Source organism: Brumicola pallidula DSM 14239 = ACAM 615 (assembly GCF_000428905.1).
Classification (GTDB): domain Bacteria; phylum Pseudomonadota; class Gammaproteobacteria; order Enterobacterales; family Alteromonadaceae; genus Glaciecola; species Glaciecola pallidula.
In genome coordinates, this window is sequence record NZ_AUAV01000016.1 from 1 (window position 1) to 16,600 (window position 16,600).

Here is a 16,600-nt window from a genome sequence, read left to right on the forward strand (position 1 = left end):
CATGTTTTAATGAATTTCCCAACCCATAATCCACCAGTATAGCGTGCTGCCTTCTTAGTTGGTAGTGTATGGTTTGTGCCGATGCATTTATCGCCATAGGACACATTCGTTTCGGGTCCTAAAAATAAGGCCCCAAAGTTTTGCATATTGTCTTTGAAGTAGTCTATGTTTCTGGTCATTACCTGCACGTGTTCGGATGCAAGGTTGTTTGCAGCGTCTAGCATTTCTTCGTAAGTATCGCACAAAATCACCTCACCAAAGTCGCGCCATGCTTGTCCAGCAATCTCACCCGTGGGTAATATCGTTAACTGGCGTTCAACTTCTAACATGGTTTCTTTTGCTAGTGCTTCACTATTGGTTATCAGTACGACTGGTGAAGTTGGACCATGCTCTGCTTGACCTAGCAAATCTGCTGCACATAACTCGCCATCGACACTGTCATCAGCGATAACTAATGTTTCGGTGGGGCCAGCAAACAAGTCAATACCAACACGCCCGAATAGCTGGCGCTTGGCCTCTGCGACAAACGCATTACCTGGGCCAACAATCATGTCTACAGGGGCAATGGTTTGGGTACCAATAGCCATTGCTGCCACTGCTTGCACGCCGCCAAAGCAATATATTTCATCCGCTCCCGCCATGTCCATCGCAACGACTATGGCTGGTGATGGTTTACCATCAAAAGGAGGTGCACAGGCAATAACGCGTTTTACGCCGGCTACTTTAGCGGTCACTACACTCATATGGGCCGATGCAACGAGGGGATATTTGCCACCAGGGACATAGCAACCAACCGACTCCATTGGAATGTGTTTATGACCAAGGGTAACGCCCGGTAGGGTTTCTACTTCGACATCTTTCATCGAGTCGCGTTGGATTTGGGCAAAGTTCCTGACTTGTGCTTGTGCCCAACGAATATCGGAAATAACTTGCTCATCAAGTTCGGAATAACACGCTGCTATTTCCTCTTTTGAGAGACGAAATGAGGTGGGAGACCACTGGTCGAATTTTTCCGAATATTCTCTGACCGCTTCATCACCCTTGTTCTCTATATTGCTAATAATGTCCTCAACAATAGTTTGTACTTTTTTGTTTGACGCTACCTTCTCTTCTTGAGTAGGGCCTTTCTTTAAATACGTAATCATTTTGGTGCTCCAAAGCATAATTATAAACGCGTAATTTCAACAAATTCCTTGCTATTCAAATTATCCTACTCAATAATGACTTCGAATGCAAAGTATAATTTTAAGGTGAAAGGTAAACTGATGTCAGGGTTTAGCAACGATCTATTAGCAGGAAAATCGATTTTAGTCACAGGCGCAGGGAAAGGAATAGGCCGAGCGTGCGCTCTTTTGGCCGCACAATCTGGCGCTCATGTAATTGCGGTCGCTAGAACGCATGCAGACCTTGCTAGTTTGCAACAATTAGCGCCTCAAAATATCGAAATTTGGGAAGATGACGTTACTAACGATTCATTTATTCAACGAGTTCGAAAATTAAGTAAATTAGACGGCTTAGTCAACAATGTCGGCATTAACCGTGTGGCACCAATCCTTGAGCAAGAAGAGCAAGACTTAGACGATGTGGTTGATATAAACATTAAAAGTATGTACCGGACCGCAAAAGCGGCAGCCGCTAAGATGACAGTGTCTGGAGGTGCAATTGTTAATATGTCGTCACAAATGGGGTTTGTAGGTTCACCTAACCGCACTCTTTATTGTATGTCCAAACATGCGGTTGAAGGATTGAGCAAAGCCATGGCGGTTGAGTTGGCTGAAAAACGCATTCGCGTGAATACAGTCGCCCCCACATTTGTACTAACTCCGCTAACTGAGCCAATGTTTGAAAATCCAGAATTTAAAAAGTTTGTTTACGAGATGATCCCCATGAAATCATTGGCTAGCACAGATGATGTAGCGAATGCTTGTGTGTTTTTGTTAAGTAAATTATCGGCAATGATTACAGGTACCTGTATCAAAGTTGACGGCGGCTGGACAGCACGTTAGCTATTAAAAAGAGGAAAAATAATGTCTTTAAAAGAAAGAACAGTTCGTTATGACGAATTGAAAGCGTGTATGACAGCTTTCATAGATACACGCAGCCCAGGTTCAGATAAAAAAGAAAACTTTACGATAATCGGGCCGGGCGTGGCTGAAAATCCAGAACAACATGTGCATATTGGTATTCCCCACGGATTTAATATTGGTGGTGCGCGCCAACCTGCTGGATGTTTAAACTCTCAGCATAGTCACTTAACCGAAGAAGTATTTCTTGTACATACCGGTAAATGGGATTTTATGTCGGGCGTGGCGGGCAAAGATGGACGTATTACATTGTCAGCAGGGGACGTCATTTCAATTCCTACTGATATATTTAGAGGCTTTGAATGTATTGAAGGATTGCTAGACGGGCAACATAAAGGATTAGGGTACTTGCACGCAGTATTAGGAAAAGATGATCCTGGTCGCGTGTTATGGACGCCCGACGTTTTTGATTTGGCCACAGAATATGGACTTGTATTGCTAGCGGATGGTTCTCTGGTAGACACAAATAAAGGTCAAACCATTCCTGATAATAGTGTCCCTATGCCGGTTACATCAAAAGAACAGATTGCCACGCACCGTATAGTGAACAGCAAAGACTTAATTGACATCGTTCTGCATAAAGACGATTTTAGCTGGCAAAGTGATACGTTAATGTCTCAATTTGACGGCGTTGAAGAAGCATCACTGGTTGGTCTCGCTTCACCAAAAGAACATATCAAGGCATCTAAACTAAATTGGTCTCATGGCTTTGTGATGCGTGCTGTTAAGCTGCAGTCTAATGCACTTATTCAAGCACATACACGCTCAGAAGAAGAGGTGATTTTTGTCCATAAAGGTAGCTTGACGATGAAGGTAGACAATGAAGCTATTATGCTCAGCGAAGGTGATAATTTCAGCACACCAATCGGTAGTGTTCGTGACTTTGAAAATACAGGTAAAGAAGACTGTATCGTTTATATAACGAGGCGAGGGGACGTACCCGAGGTTCCTACTTTTATATGAATGAATTACGTGTTGAGCACGATATGGACGGCATGTTGTAATTGCATTGATTGCATCGTATATTAAATTGCTTCACCGCATTATATTAAAACCCACAAGCTTTTTGGTTTGTGGGTTTTTCATTATTAGAGTTCAACATTAATGACGCAATCTCATACTTCTAACGTGTTAGCAAAACGCACACTCCTGCTAGCGGCCGCAGCTATGGGTTTTGCGCAAACAGTATTATTTGCAATATTAGCCCCGCTTGGAAGAGAAATTGGCTTAATTGAAGTGCAAATTGGCGCTATTATTTCTGCCTCATCATTAACCCTTTTTCTGGTCAGCCCTTTTTGGGGACGTGCTAGTGATCGGTGGGGTAGAAGAAAAATTTTGCTGATAGGTTTGTTTGGTTATTCAGCAGGAACAGTGATGTTTGCGGGTGTGTTTCAAATTGCGCTTTGGGGTTACCTTGTGCCCTTAACCGCACTCGTTTTATTAATGGTGACTCGAGTTGCCAATGCAACGGTAATGGCAGCTGTGTCACCATCGGCTAATGCGTACATGGCCGACATTACGACCGTACAAGACCGCATTAAAGGTATGGGAGCTATCGGTGCCGCAGGAAATATTGGCTCGATATTAGGCCCCGCTGTTGGTGGATTACTCGCCAGTATTAGTTTACTAACGCCGCTGTATTTTTCGGTTTTGCTAACGCTAGCCGCAGCAGTGTTAACACTTTTTGCTTTACCGGAGTTGCCAAAAGTTAGCGTAATAAAAAAGCCACCGAGACTCAAATATTCTGATCCAAGAATTTTTCCGCTAGTGGTTGCTGGCGTACTTTTGTTTATGGGCTTTGCCATTATGCAACAAACTATTGCGTTTCGTTTTCAAGATCAGTTGGGCCTCAGTGGTATTGAAACTGCCAAAATTGTTGGGTTTAGTTTGATGTTTTCTGCCGCTGCCGCACTATTTGTGCAACTGCTAGTCATACCTCGCTTGTCTGTGAGGCCCTTCGTGTTACTTAGAATATCGATGCCTATAATGATGATCGCTTTTGCAATTATGGCTTTGGGTCACTCCCAGAGCATGTATATATTGTCTATGTGTATTCTAGGAATGGGTATGGGTCTCGCAGGGCCCGGATTTATGGCTGGCGCCTCTATTGCTGTCTCATCTGAAGAGCAGGGAGCCGTCGCCGGCATAGCTGGTTCCTGTCCGCCTCTGGGGTTCGCAATAGGACCATTACTAGGGACTTATCTATACTCAATAGATGGTGCGTTACCGTACTGGTTTGCCTTTGGAAGTTACTTCATATTGTTCTTCTTTACGCTTAAGTTTAAAGATAAAAATAAACTATAGTCGTTTGTTTAGGCATTATTCGAGATCTAATTTAAAGCTACTTGAGTATTAATTGCACATCAGTTGAAGGTGATATTTATGATTAAAACCGTGTCTGCGTGCGCAAGCTTGTTAATAGAGCAGTATTTGGTTATGACCAGAGACGTAATGCCTAAAATGGCACGTGAACCTACAAATAAGTGGCCGGTAAGACACGATCACTGTTTTCAGCGCATAGTGCTTGATTCAGTATGTCGAGGAGTATGGTATGAGAGCATTAAGCGTCCAGCATACAAACACTTGGATCACGCGCAGGCGAAACTTGCGGTCAATCTATGTAATCAAATTATTGCGGGTCAGGTTGACTTGTCTCGATTAAATTTACAGTCGCTTACTTGGCGTGGCAAACGCTAATTAATGTTTTAAATAACGACGGATAAGACGTTCCTATGCCCAAACGTACTTCACTAAAAGATGCCAAACTAATAGACGATGCCAGTGATGTTGAGGGCGTCGTATCTGATAAACGTTCAGGATGGCGCGCAAATGCGGCAACTGCGCGTCGCCGCCAGAGGCGCTACAAAAAGCGTCTGGTTGGTGAGTTGGTAAACCTAACACAAGAAAACGAGTTTGAACTTGGGGAGTAGTAAGGTCTCTTGTTTTGCATATTCGCTGTGTATATTTGCTGTGCACAATAGTGGCGAGGTCTAGCTTGCTCTATTGAGCAAGCTGTCTTATTTTTAGTGTAATAAAATCATATAGGTATTCGCCAGAAACCAATTTGAAATTTTGCGGTGCCATTGGCATTACATTTCTACCATCTTGCACTACCAGTATGCCTTTAGGAAACCTATCGCCTAGAGCAACACTAACCACTTCAATACCATCCGTTTCAGATACCCCATCAATACCTAAGGCTTTGTTTGCGCTTATCGCAAATACGCCCAACAGCTCGTTGTCAGCATCGATGCGATAAATAGCAAAACGATTATTTCCCTGGCTTGATACCACCAAAAACTTTTCGCCATCTATACTATAAATACCCATCCCTTCAATGTCTGGCTTAACAGGTGCGTGAGCTTTTGCAATAAGAACAGGCTGTTCATTGATGTTATCGAGCTGCATTTTCCAAACACCTGTCGATTCTTCACCAAAAAATAAGCGCTTGGTGTCGTCATCTACTACGCAACCCTCAGGCTGACTGTTGGCTCTGAAATAGTCAATTTTCTTCGCGCTAATATCGCTACTGTCGATGGCTAGTTGGTAGCGGTTAAATTGACCGTCCGTATCGTTAATAATTACCTCTAGCTGACCATCGTGCTGATACAAGCACAGACCATAAACATCATTTAAGTCTGTTGGAATATCGGTCAAGTGCTTGGCAACGCCGAACTCATTGATACTAAAAACCGTCATCGATTGATTTGAGCGATTGCTGGCCACCGCGATGTCTTTGTATTGGCCGTTGATCAATATGTTTTGACGAATATCGATATTATTTATTTTACCCACCGGTAATGTTTGCACCAACTCACCGCGTAAACTATAAATATTTAGTCCATACTTTTTATCGGTGCCAAATATCAAACTTTTGTCGGGTTGACTGGCATTAATCCAAATAGCGGGGTCGTCGGCAGCATCACCAAAGCGTTGCACCGAATCAGTTTCAGCAACAGCATAAAACGTCTCTACTGTATCAAAATCGGTTTGATGGGCTTGCGCCTGTTGATTCGAAAGCCCGCCTTGATTATGCTCTTCAGCCAGCCAATCAATTTCCACAGCGTACAATTGTTGCTTATTTTCATCGTATCCCCCGAGCAATAATTTAGCTGTGTTTGTCGCAATATTAATTGAGTTTAACCGGACATCGCTGGGTAAGCTGATGTCTGGACGGGCAGGTAGTAAATTAGTATCGTCATTGGGATCGAAGGCCCAAATTTTATCACTGCCAGGGCTCGCTGCAAAAACATAACCTGACGAATGCGTACTGATACTTTCCACCTCTCCGGGCGTTGTAAAAGTGATCAATTTACGTTCGTTTTCGCCTTCGCTGAGCGCATCATATTGCCATATTCCAATTTCTTCCTCTGCTATCAATAATTGATGTGTTTTATCTATAACCGCACAGTCAGACATATTAGGACCAATATTTAAAGATCGAATGGCTTGTAAACTGGCGGAAAATTGATTACCGATAAGCTCAATATCAATCGCGTGATGTTGCAGAACACCTAAAGTGTCAATTGAAAATAAAGACAAACCATCACTCGTGTTGCCAAGGCATAAGCCTTCAATATCCGATTCATTTGCATGCAAACTCCCTAATTCATTAAATGAGGCTTGCGCAAAATCATAATGTAGAAGATGAATAGTAGAAGTATCGTTGTCTAAGGCCGCAATTAATATCAGTTCTGGTTGCTGCACTGAAGAACGCCAATCAATAGTTGCCACCTTTCCCGCCCAACTGCTTATTGGCGTAAACTCCGGATCTATCCACGTTAGACCCTGAGCTGCATCGACAACTAACCAACCCTTGTTATCAGGTAAATAGACGGGATGCGCTTCTTGCCCCTGACTATTGATCTGCTTAAATGACAATATCTTGCTGGCCGTGGAATTTTGAACCGTGTTGATATGACAACCACTGAGCAAAATCAAAACTGATAAAAAGTAAATACATTGGGTTATTTTCATTTGGCTTCTCGCTCTATGTCGTAACGGTAAACAACGTTGCCGTTGTCAGCAATAAACTGCATCACAAGAGCATCAGTGCCAATAGACAGAGCTGCAAAACCAGCGCTAGAGGATGAAAATCGAGTGAAATCTACTTTTCCCGTCGGGCGTAATTTTGAGCCAGCGCCTGAAATAAAATGTTCAACGGTTTTACCCTCTACTTGGTTGTGCTGTAAGTCGTGTTCATGCCCTGCAAAATAAGCATGTACTCGGTACTTTTCTAAAATAGGTTCTAGTACTGATTTGATCCCGTCAGTTGCACCATAACGTTTACCACTTGAATACAATGGATGATGTCCAAACACAATGCGCCAGTCCGCTTTACTGCTAGATAAAGTTTGATGCAGCCATGCGAGTTGGGCATCGGCATCTTGTTTTTGAGTTTCTTGGTATTTAGTCTCACCCTGATAGTCAGGATTAAGTGGACTGGTATCAATAAACAGTAAATGTGCCTGCGTTCCGTCATCAAGCGTAATTAGTTTTTCATAGTACTGTGCTGGCAACTCCCAACGTCGACTCACTTGACTGTAGTCAATTTGAGCTTGCCAATTGCCTCTATAATCGTGGTTTCCTAAGGTAGGATACCAATCGATAAATAAATTAGGACCTTGGTAAATTTGTTCAAACGAGGTATTCCAAATGGGGTCGTCAATTGATGCCACTCCGTTATCGTAGAAATTGTCCCCAGTAGTAACTACCATTTCTGCATCTAGATAATGAGATGCAATATCCATCCATTTAGCCACTGAACGTTGCGCATAATGTCCATTTCTACCCCAGTCTCCCAGTATCAATAGATCAACATCCGAGTCGTCGGCATACAGTTGTTTGATTTCATGGGTTTGGTAATATTTATCATCATAGCTTTTTTTATATTGGCCTTGTTTATAATAGCCTTGCTCATTAGTTAATGGCTGCGTGGCAAACGTTGGCGTAATCGTGATCAACTGCCAAAAAGCAATCAATAGGTAAATCGAACATGATTTAGGTATCTGACTCATAAATTCCTCAAAATGATGCAAGTCATCAACTGGGCCGATGACTCGCTATGCTTGTTATATGTTTCGGTAACTTAAATTTACGTCAATTATAATTGCCAGCGAAATCCTATCTCGAAAGTGCGGCCATACTCTTCGAATTGGGCATTTCTATTGCGCATATCAAAGTAGTTATAGAAGCCCTCGTTGGTTAAATTAATAGCATTAACATAAATATTGATGTCGTCGTTAACGAAATATTTACCGGAGAAATCTATATGCTGATAATCATCTTCAATACGCAGCATGTCACCATCAATCTCTTCTAAGTTATCACTCTTATAGGACATAGTTAGGCGTAGAGACCACTTATTATTCTCATATCCCATGGTGAGATTACCTATCTTATCCGATTGGTTCGGTAAGTCGGTTTCAAATTTTTCACCGTTTAAGAAGGTCGTTGCATCTGTACTTGAGAAAGTTGCATTTGCGGCCAGTAATAAGCCATTATCAAACGCTTTTACCCAAGACAATTCCATTCCTGTTAACGTTGCTTTATCTCCATTAAGCGGCTGAAAAACTTCCTTAAAACCGCGCCATTGCTCAGTGCCTGCGACATCCGCAACGATAATAAAGTTATCAATTTCTTTATAGAACAGGCCCGCTGATAATACGCCAATAGTGCCGGGGTAGTATTCAAGTGATAAATCAAAGTTGTCAGACTCATAGGGTCGTAACTCTGGATTACCTACTTCAGCCTCGCGCTCTGTAACAAATTCACCATCATCTTCTTCTGTGTTTGACTCAATAACTTGAAACGCAGCAGATTGTTCAAATATTGGGCGTGAAATCGTTTGTGAAAATGCGCCGCGCAACACCACTTCATCGGAAAAAGCATAGCGGGCATTTACACTAAATAACAGGTAGTCATAATCTCGCTCAGTAACCGAGGGCGTGTTAACGACTTCTTCTACGTCATTTTCCTCATCATTTATTAGTTCGACACGCATACCGGAGGTGGTAAAATCGGTTTTCTCATATCGAATGCCGGCGATAAGTCGCAGTTTATTCCAATCAAATTGGCCCATGGCATAGGCCGCGAAAATGTCTTCAGTGCTGATATATGAAGCGCCATTGGATTCAACTTCTGAGTCTAATGCGTCAAGCTCCAACGAGGGTAGCTGTTGTGCAAAGTCCTCTCTGAGCAGCCCTCGGTTTAAACCAGGGCCGAAACTACCGAGCTCATAGTCAAGTTCATCGGTAGCGAATCTGCTCGCTTCTACGCTATCAAAGTCACCACCATAGATGCTTATATTAGCCCGTGCTGATTTCTCGCGTTGACGGTATTTAAGACCAGATTTAACTAAGGTGAGTCCATTTTTGTTTTCAAAAGACTTAGCGATATTCGCCTGAATGCTGGTCTCAATATCCTTCGCTAGATTTCCTTCAAAACTAATTTCATCAAGATCGTAATTGGCTAAATCGTTAGCCATCGCGTTAACCGAAATTTGTGGTATCTGACGTGCTAAGTTTGCCTCAACACTCGGATTGTCGGACACAAAAACGTAGTAAAGCGCGTTAGGGTCTTTTTCATCCGACTTTGCATAGCCTAGTTGATAATCCAGTAGCCAAGACCCTCGTTGATGCTCGCCGCCGGTTGATAGTGTAAAGATTGTCTGGGTTTCTTTGCGGTCTTTTGATTCACGTTCTATTTCAGAGTCCTCGCCATCCAGCTTAAAAATATTTGCTTGGCGGAATTCGTCGTCAGAAAATTCACTATACAATGTGCGCATGAAAAATTCGTCATTGAAATTGGGACGATAATCGAGGTTTATTGCTGTGCCCAAACGTTCCCTAGTGATACTGTAGTGACGTTGTTCGGCCTCGTCATCGCCATTTGATTCGATGTTATCAGAGCCAAAATCGCGTTTAAAATAAGACACTGCTGCAGCTACTCCAAACGTGTCATCAATCAATCGAGTTAGGGTAATAGATGCTTTGGGAGCAAGCTTATCACGCAGCTGATTTTGACTTAATCCACCTGAGATTATGGTTGTGTCTTGTGTACGGTCAAAAGCGCTAATACTTTTTACATTGATAGCACCACCAACTGCATCCGCATCCATATCCGCAGATATGGTCTTGGACACTTCTAAGGTTTGGATCAGCTCAGAGGGAATGACATCTAAGGCAACAGACCTTACACCTGCTTCTGGTGAAGGAATATTGAGACCGTTAATGGTGACGCTATTAAGGTTAGGGTCGATGCCTCTGATGCCAACAAAACGCCCTTCACCTTGATCTCTCTCAATAGAAATACCAGGCAATCGTTGCAATGATTCAGCGGCATTTTGATCTGGGAAATCACCAATCGCATCAGCTGACACTACCGATATAATATTACGTGCGTTGCGCTGTTGATTAAGAGCGGTCGCTTTGCCACTGCGTTGACCACGAACTATTATCTCGTCAAGCGCTGCTTCCTGCGCACGCAATTCAATTGTGGGTAATATGTTTTCACCCGAGCTTACAATCACCTTTTGAGTAATAGTTTGCGCGCCTAAATAGGTGATTCTTAATTCATATTTGCCTTCTGGCAGATTAGGAAAACGAAACGTACCATCAGTTCGAGATAAAGATGTGCGATTTAATTCTTCTATTTCTACTTTAGCACCTGCAAAAACCCGTTGGTTATTTTGGTCTGTCAATTTTCCAAATAGACTCGCGGTTTGCTGTGCCATTGCCAAAGAACTTACCGCCGCTAGGCCAAATGCCATAGCTAATTTACTCAATTTATTGCGCATACCTTTACCCTTATCTTGTGCATACGATATTAGAAAACGTCGCTCACACTAGAGGTGGATTATTACATTGAGGTGACAGTTATTTGACCGTATTACTACATTCTCTAGTTTATCTTTGATTCGTCCTCAGATTAGCTATCGATGAGCTAGAATGACCCCCTTCGAAAGCTCCACTGTGATTGCTCTACTCATATTTACGCTCAATTAATTGCAACATATTCATTTTTGTGTCACATAGCTGAGCCAATATGACCCTTCACAATGATAATTAAGCAGGTGAGGGTGTTTGCTGGATCTTGCAATAATTTAATTCTGTTAATGTGAGTAAGAAATATGAACGATTAATTCCCAGGAGAACACTGCATGAAGTTTGACCTCATTATGCAACATTCACGTCTAGTTATTTTCCACGTGAGCTTACTATTGATAGCAATATTACTATCTAATATTAGCGGCGAGTTGGTGGTTTTGGCAACGGTCGAATGGTCAGATGTTATAGGCGAAGGCAGCATTGCACTTCTGACCATATTCTGGACGTTTGCGGTTATGATGAGTCGTCCATCGGGTAAAGTAACAAATTTGCTTGTGATAGGACTGAGTTTAGTTACCTTTTCAGCGATGTTAGATTTATTTGACGAATTTATGGACCCTATCAGCTCTATAAACTGGATTAGTTTATTTGAGTCGATCCCTGCGGCTATCGGTATGCTTGTTATGAGTTATGCATTATATCTATGGCATTTAGAGCAATTGGCCCTTAACCAGCAGTTACGCCGACGAGAGCTCGATTATAGATGGCATCAAGAGATTGATGCCATCACCTTGCTTTATCGCGGCAGCTACTGGAAAGAACGCGCAAGAAAGCTTGCCAGTAATAAGGTACCAGCCTCTATTATCGTCGTTGACGTGGTTAATTTTTCATTTGTTAATACGCAATATGGCATCGTCGAAGGGGATCGTATTTTACGAGAAATTGCCCATTTACTCTTAATGAATATTCGAAAAACGGACTTAGTCTGCCGCTATGCGGGTGATCGATTTGTCATTCTGTTGCCAAACACTAAGCTAGAAGATGCCTTATTATTGGTTAATCAAATTCAGTGCAGTATTGAAAGTGTTGCGTTTAAGCCTAGCAGTAAAAAGGTATCTTTATTTACTAAGGTTAAAAGCGTCGTTGGCTGCTTGGCGCTAACTGAAACAATTGAAAATACGCTGAGTCACCTAAATCAAGAACTTGATGAATTAGGCGAGCGAGTAGCCTGATGCTTAGCGGCTGCTTAACTAATAAAACGAAAGCGTTTAACGCAAACTATATGGCGTCTAACTTGTATACACTCGCAACCGCGCGGGGCGCAAACAAAGACAAACTCTTGCATGGTACTGGCATATTTACTGATGACTTTACTAATAATAGATTACTTAGCGCCAAACAACTTTTACTACTTATTCAAAATGTGCAACATTTATGCACAGGTAATGATCTCGCCTTTCAATTTGGCCACAGCTTAGTAAATACGATTGATATAGAGCAGCCCGATTTAGTTGCAGCATTAAAAAGCGCAAGTAATTTTGTTGGCTGCATGAGAGTGCTATCGATAATTAACGCTCAAATTTTTCCCTTTATGTCGGCGCACACGTTTAAAGATCGTGAGCATGTCTATATTGTTCTACAAGATTCGATTGGTTTACGAAAAAACCAACGTTTTATGATTGAGGCGTGCTGCACCGCCCTTGTTGCTATATCGAAAATATGCGTTGGACGGCGTTTAAAGTTTTCATTTTTATTCCCATTTTTACGACCAAAACATATTTATGAGTATGAGGAAAACTTAGGCAGCCGCCTCACTTTTTGTCATCCAATGTTAAGTATAAAGATACCCATCTCGGAACTAGAAATACCCTGTCCTGGTAGGCATCTAGGATTGAATCGTTATGCGCTTAAAACAGTCATAAATAAACGGCTCTATAAATTTAGTCTGATGGATAAGATACGCAGTCAATTGCGCTCCAAACCCAATCTAAGCTTGCCTGAAATAGCAACATTGAACGGTCTTAGCCCAGCATCGTTAAAACGAGCATTAAAAGATCATCACATCAGTTTCCAGCAGCTAGTGGATGAGTTGTGTTGTCAAGAAGCCCTATATTACTTACACATACAGAAGCTAAAAAATGAACAAAGCGCAACTTACATGCGCTTTAATGACGTTAATAATTTTAGACGTGCGGTAAAACGCTGCACTGGCTTAACGCCCAGTGAATTGCGGCAAGCTTAGAACTCGCTAGTCTTGCCGCCATCATAATTACTTTCTAAAATTGATATCTGTAGCCTACTTGCAACGAGCGTGGCTTACCCACTTGCAAGCCTCCGTGCTGGCGGGTAACTGCGTATTCTTTGTCGAACAGGTTATCCACCACTGCATACAGACTTTGCTGGTCATCAATTTGGTAGTTGGCTGATATGTCCACCACGGTTCGTGCGTCTATACCGTTGTTCTCGTCAATATTATTATTGCCCGCAACAACCCGCATTTCATCAACATATTTAATCGCGGCTAAGACCTGCCAATTATCGCCAGCAATACCGCTTTCTAATTGCCAAGTTACTTTAGGCAAATAGGGAATATCGAAACCCGCTTCCACGCTTCCCCAGAGGCCCAATTCAGACTCAAAGGTTTCTCCAAATTCTGCGCTAGAGTACGTATAATTAAATCGAGTAGGCACGGCAAAACTGTCGAATTCGGCGCGGTGATTGATCACAAATTCAACACCTGATATATCTACTTTACCAGCGTTATATTGCTGACCGATTAAGTCAATGTTACATCCTTGGCTAGCAGTGCAGTTACCATGCAGATTATCAAGTTTAGTTACAAACCCAATCAACTCTCCGTTAACACTGTCGTAGCTAAAACGGCCGCCAAACTCATAATTCCAGCCTTCCTCGTTGTCAGCCTTATTGTTACCAGGTGACGGTGGTGCAAACGCTTTTTGTACACCTGCCAATAAAACCCAGTTATCGTTTGCTTGATAAGTGGTGCCGACACTAGGTAAAAATGCGCTAACTTCGTTGTTACGTTCGCTGGGGTCTGCAGAGCGCAGCGGATCAGTTTTGCCCCAATCGTCACGGGCTAAATTCACATTTTCATAGCGAACGCCAGCAGTCACGATGAAATCACCAAATGTCATTTTGTCTTTAACGAAAAAGCTATAGGCGTTAGCACTGTCAATTCGGTTTGAATTGGTGCCAGGGACCCCTGCGCTAAGAACACTCATCGAAAAATCAGCAGCAAGGGCGTATTGGTCAACCCACTGAAATCTATCCATCTCATCGTTATGAACTCGAGCGCCGATATTGATTTGATGATTATTTAAATAGAGCGCGAATTGACCTTGAATACCGCGTGACAAGTAGTCGCGGTTATTGGCTTTTAAAGTGACTGTAATATCGTCAGGTGCGCCACCCATAGAAACAGTAGCATCGAAGTTGCTGGCAATTTCTTCTGCACCACTGCCCAGACTACTGCCATTTATTTTTGATACTTTGTACCAATTCCGACCAAAGTCGTTAATGTACGCAATAACGCTTAAGTCCATATTCTCAGAAATAATATAATCATAATGCACAGACGCATGTTTATGTTCGGTGGACATGTCGTCAAGTTGGGTAGCGGAATAACGTTGATATGGATTTTCATTAAAATCTTGTTGAGTCAGCCCCACATAGGTCTCATCAGAAGATTCATCGGAATACTTGAGCTTAAATTCTAACTGGTGGCGTTTATCGTCATCTAGATAAATATCAAATTTAGTCAATAAATCGGTTTTGTTAAAACCGGTATCTTGACCGGAATTGAGGTTTTTAAATCCATCTGCTTGGTAGTTATAAATTTCTACTAAGCCCCCGCTAGTTTCATTCCGTCCGCCAACAAACGTGTGTAGTTTAGAAAAACCATCGCTTCCAAGTGCTAAATCAAATTTTCCACCCAAGGCGTCTTGCGGAACGGCAGTAGAGACTAAGTTAATAACACCACCGCTGGTACGCGGGCCATATTCAATACTAGAGCCCCCTTTGAGTATTTCAACTGCTTGCATACGGCCAACAGTAGGGAAGTAATACGCCGCCGGACTTGCATAAGGAGCAGGTGCGGCTAGCACGCCATCTTCCATTATAGTAATTTTTTCAGAGCGATCAGAACTTGACCCACGCATACCTATGTTGGGGCGTAATCCGTAACCATCTTCTTCAACAAAATAGACACCGGCGGTAGAGGATAAAATACGCTGAATGTCTGTAGTAGCGTAGGTATCAAGCATTTCTTTGCTGATATATGCGCCTGAACCAGGAAGCTTAGATACGGCCGCGGTAGACCCAAAAATGGTGATTTGCTCAATGCTATCGCTGTTTGTATCAGTCGTTGATTCAACCGCAGAAGAAGTAAATACAACGCCCATTAATATGGAAGAAATACCTAGGGAAAGCTTAGAAAATTTCAAAAAATTGATTCCTTGTTAAATAAATAAGGGTTAGTAAGCGGGCATATAAACATAAACACAAATAAGAATCAAACTCATTTGTGTTTATATTATTTTTGGTGTGCGCTGGTTATTGCACAATAAAGGGCGTGATTGTGTAAAAAACAGACGATTGTGGGTTTATGAAAGCGGTAATTGAGCGGTAAATTAGGCTGCAGTAGCTGTTATTGAGTTAGGGTATTAGCTTGGCAATATCATTCCTGCGATCCCGCTATTGAAGTCAGCGCTGATTTAAGTTCGGTTGTATTTACGCTTTTTGCTGCAATATGCTTAAGCTGCTTGACGCGATCAGCTATTTGGTCAATGCAGGCCATAAATGCCTGTTCTATTTCTGACTCCTTGCCCGCAACTTTTGACGGATCACTTAAGCCCCAATGTACTTTTATGCTGTTGTCGAAATATAACGGGCAGGCCTCACCAGCAGCAGAGTCACAGACGGTGACTACGATATCAGGATGAAAATCCTCAAAGTCATTCCAAGACTGGCTTTGTAAGTTTTGAATAGAATATTCCGCTTGTGCGAGGTATTTGAGCGACAAAGGGTGAACCATACCAACGGGCTGGCTACCGGCGCTTCTAGCGTCAATAAGATCACCTGCAATGCTGTTTGTGATGGCTTCAGATAAAATACTTCTGCATCGGTTGTGGGTACAAATATAGAGAATTTTCATGCGTGTTTTGATATGTAAAAGCCTTTAATTAGCGACAAGAGATGGACGCAGATTGTGATGTAATCAATTTTTGTAATGCAGAATTAAAATAAGCGTCGTTATGCTTAGCTGCACTAACAATAATATCGTGTGCCCATTGAGGTAACTCAGGGTGTAGCTTGTAAAATACCCATTTACCTCGCCTTTCATCAATTAAAATACTGCACTTGCGAAGCTGTGCTAAATGACGAGACATTTTAGCCTGGTCGAGATCAAGCGCTGCCATCAAATCACAAACACAGGCCTCGTCTGTTTTGACAATCAGTAGCAGTGATTTTAAGCGAGTGTGGTCAGCGAGACATTTGAAAAAAAGACAAGGATCCATAAGTCATGAAGTTGCAAAGTAATATATGTGTAATTTCACATATATACTGAATTTAGTCAATTACCATGTCAGTGCAGTTAAAACGAACACGGCATATTAGCGTTTATGGCTTTACCACCCCATAACTACATTGTGTTTATGTCCTTACTAA

General features: G+C 42.2%; 14 protein-coding genes. 7 read left to right on the forward strand and 7 right to left on the reverse strand.

Annotated features, from left to right (window positions below):
• Window positions 1-1,145: histidinol dehydrogenase (hisD, locus tag G399_RS0107065; protein WP_026843543.1), on the reverse strand; the 1,145-nt coding region annotated here is incomplete at its 3' end.
• Window positions 1,146-1,265: 120 nt separating this feature from the next.
• Between hisD and G399_RS0107070 the strand changes: the two genes are divergently transcribed.
• From G399_RS0107070 to G399_RS0107090, 5 genes are all read left to right on the forward strand, one after another.
• Entirely contained in the window at window positions 1,266-2,006 is a 741-nt protein-coding gene (locus G399_RS0107070) for an SDR family NAD(P)-dependent oxidoreductase (RefSeq protein ID WP_006008591.1), read from the forward strand.
• 21 nt (window positions 2,007-2,027) lie between these two features.
• Window positions 2,028-3,047, forward strand: coding sequence for a cupin domain-containing protein (locus G399_RS0107075; protein WP_006008593.1), 1,020 nt, complete (start codon window positions 2,028-2,030; stop codon window positions 3,045-3,047).
• Window positions 3,048-3,188: 141 nt separating this feature from the next.
• Window positions 3,189-4,388, forward strand: coding sequence for an MFS transporter (locus G399_RS0107080; protein ID WP_006008595.1), 1,200 nt, complete (start codon window positions 3,189-3,191; stop codon window positions 4,386-4,388).
• Window positions 4,389-4,466: 78 nt separating this feature from the next.
• Window positions 4,467-4,781 carry a hypothetical protein gene (locus G399_RS0107085; RefSeq protein WP_006008597.1) on the forward strand — a complete coding sequence of 105 codons (315 nt, stop codon included), beginning with the start codon at window positions 4,467-4,469 and terminating at the stop codon, window positions 4,779-4,781.
• Between the two features lie 35 nt (window positions 4,782-4,816).
• Complete coding sequence (locus G399_RS0107090; protein ID WP_006008599.1) at window positions 4,817-5,014, forward strand: hypothetical protein; 198 nt, start codon at window positions 4,817-4,819, stop codon at window positions 5,012-5,014.
• A gap of 70 nt (window positions 5,015-5,084) precedes the next feature.
• Here the strand turns inward: G399_RS0107090 and G399_RS0107095 are convergent, their stop codons facing one another.
• From G399_RS0107095 to G399_RS0107105, 3 genes are all read right to left on the reverse strand, one after another.
• A complete protein-coding gene (locus tag G399_RS0107095) occupies window positions 5,085-7,061 on the reverse strand; it encodes a phytase (protein WP_006008601.1) in 1,977 nt (658 codons plus the stop codon).
• The gene (locus G399_RS0107100; protein ID WP_006008603.1) at window positions 7,058-8,101 is read right to left on the reverse strand and encodes a purple acid phosphatase family protein; all 1,044 of its coding nucleotides are present in this window, start codon (window positions 8,099-8,101) and stop codon (window positions 7,058-7,060) included. The genes G399_RS0107095 and G399_RS0107100 overlap by 4 nt, the downstream gene beginning before the upstream one ends.
• A gap of 86 nt (window positions 8,102-8,187) precedes the next feature.
• Entirely contained in the window at window positions 8,188-10,881 is a 2,694-nt protein-coding gene (locus G399_RS0107105) for a TonB-dependent receptor (protein ID WP_006008605.1), read from the reverse strand.
• A 363-nt stretch (window positions 10,882-11,244) separates the two neighbouring features.
• On the opposite strand from G399_RS0107105, the gene G399_RS0107110 reads away from it, so the two are divergent.
• Complete coding sequence (locus tag G399_RS0107110) at window positions 11,245-12,144, forward strand: GGDEF domain-containing protein (RefSeq protein WP_006008607.1); 900 nt, start codon at window positions 11,245-11,247, stop codon at window positions 12,142-12,144.
• Entirely contained in the window at window positions 12,144-13,154 is a 1,011-nt protein-coding gene (locus G399_RS0107115) for a helix-turn-helix domain-containing protein (protein WP_006008610.1), read from the forward strand. The genes G399_RS0107110 and G399_RS0107115 overlap by 1 nt, the downstream gene beginning before the upstream one ends.
• A 34-nt stretch (window positions 13,155-13,188) precedes the next feature.
• Here the strand turns inward: G399_RS0107115 and G399_RS0107120 are convergent, their stop codons facing one another.
• From G399_RS0107120 to G399_RS0107130, 3 genes are all read right to left on the reverse strand, one after another.
• A complete protein-coding gene (locus G399_RS0107120) occupies window positions 13,189-15,375 on the reverse strand; it encodes a TonB-dependent receptor family protein (protein ID WP_006008612.1) in 2,187 nt (728 codons plus the stop codon).
• A gap of 233 nt (window positions 15,376-15,608) precedes the next feature.
• Window positions 15,609-16,085, reverse strand: a complete 477-nt coding sequence (locus tag G399_RS0107125) for an arsenate reductase ArsC (protein ID WP_006008614.1) — start codon at window positions 16,083-16,085, stop codon at window positions 15,609-15,611.
• A gap of 28 nt (window positions 16,086-16,113) precedes the next feature.
• Window positions 16,114-16,449: a metalloregulator ArsR/SmtB family transcription factor gene (locus G399_RS0107130; RefSeq protein ID WP_026843544.1), complete on the reverse strand. Its 336-nt coding sequence runs from the start codon at window positions 16,447-16,449 to the stop codon at window positions 16,114-16,116.
• Window positions 16,450-16,600 lie beyond the last annotated feature (151 nt).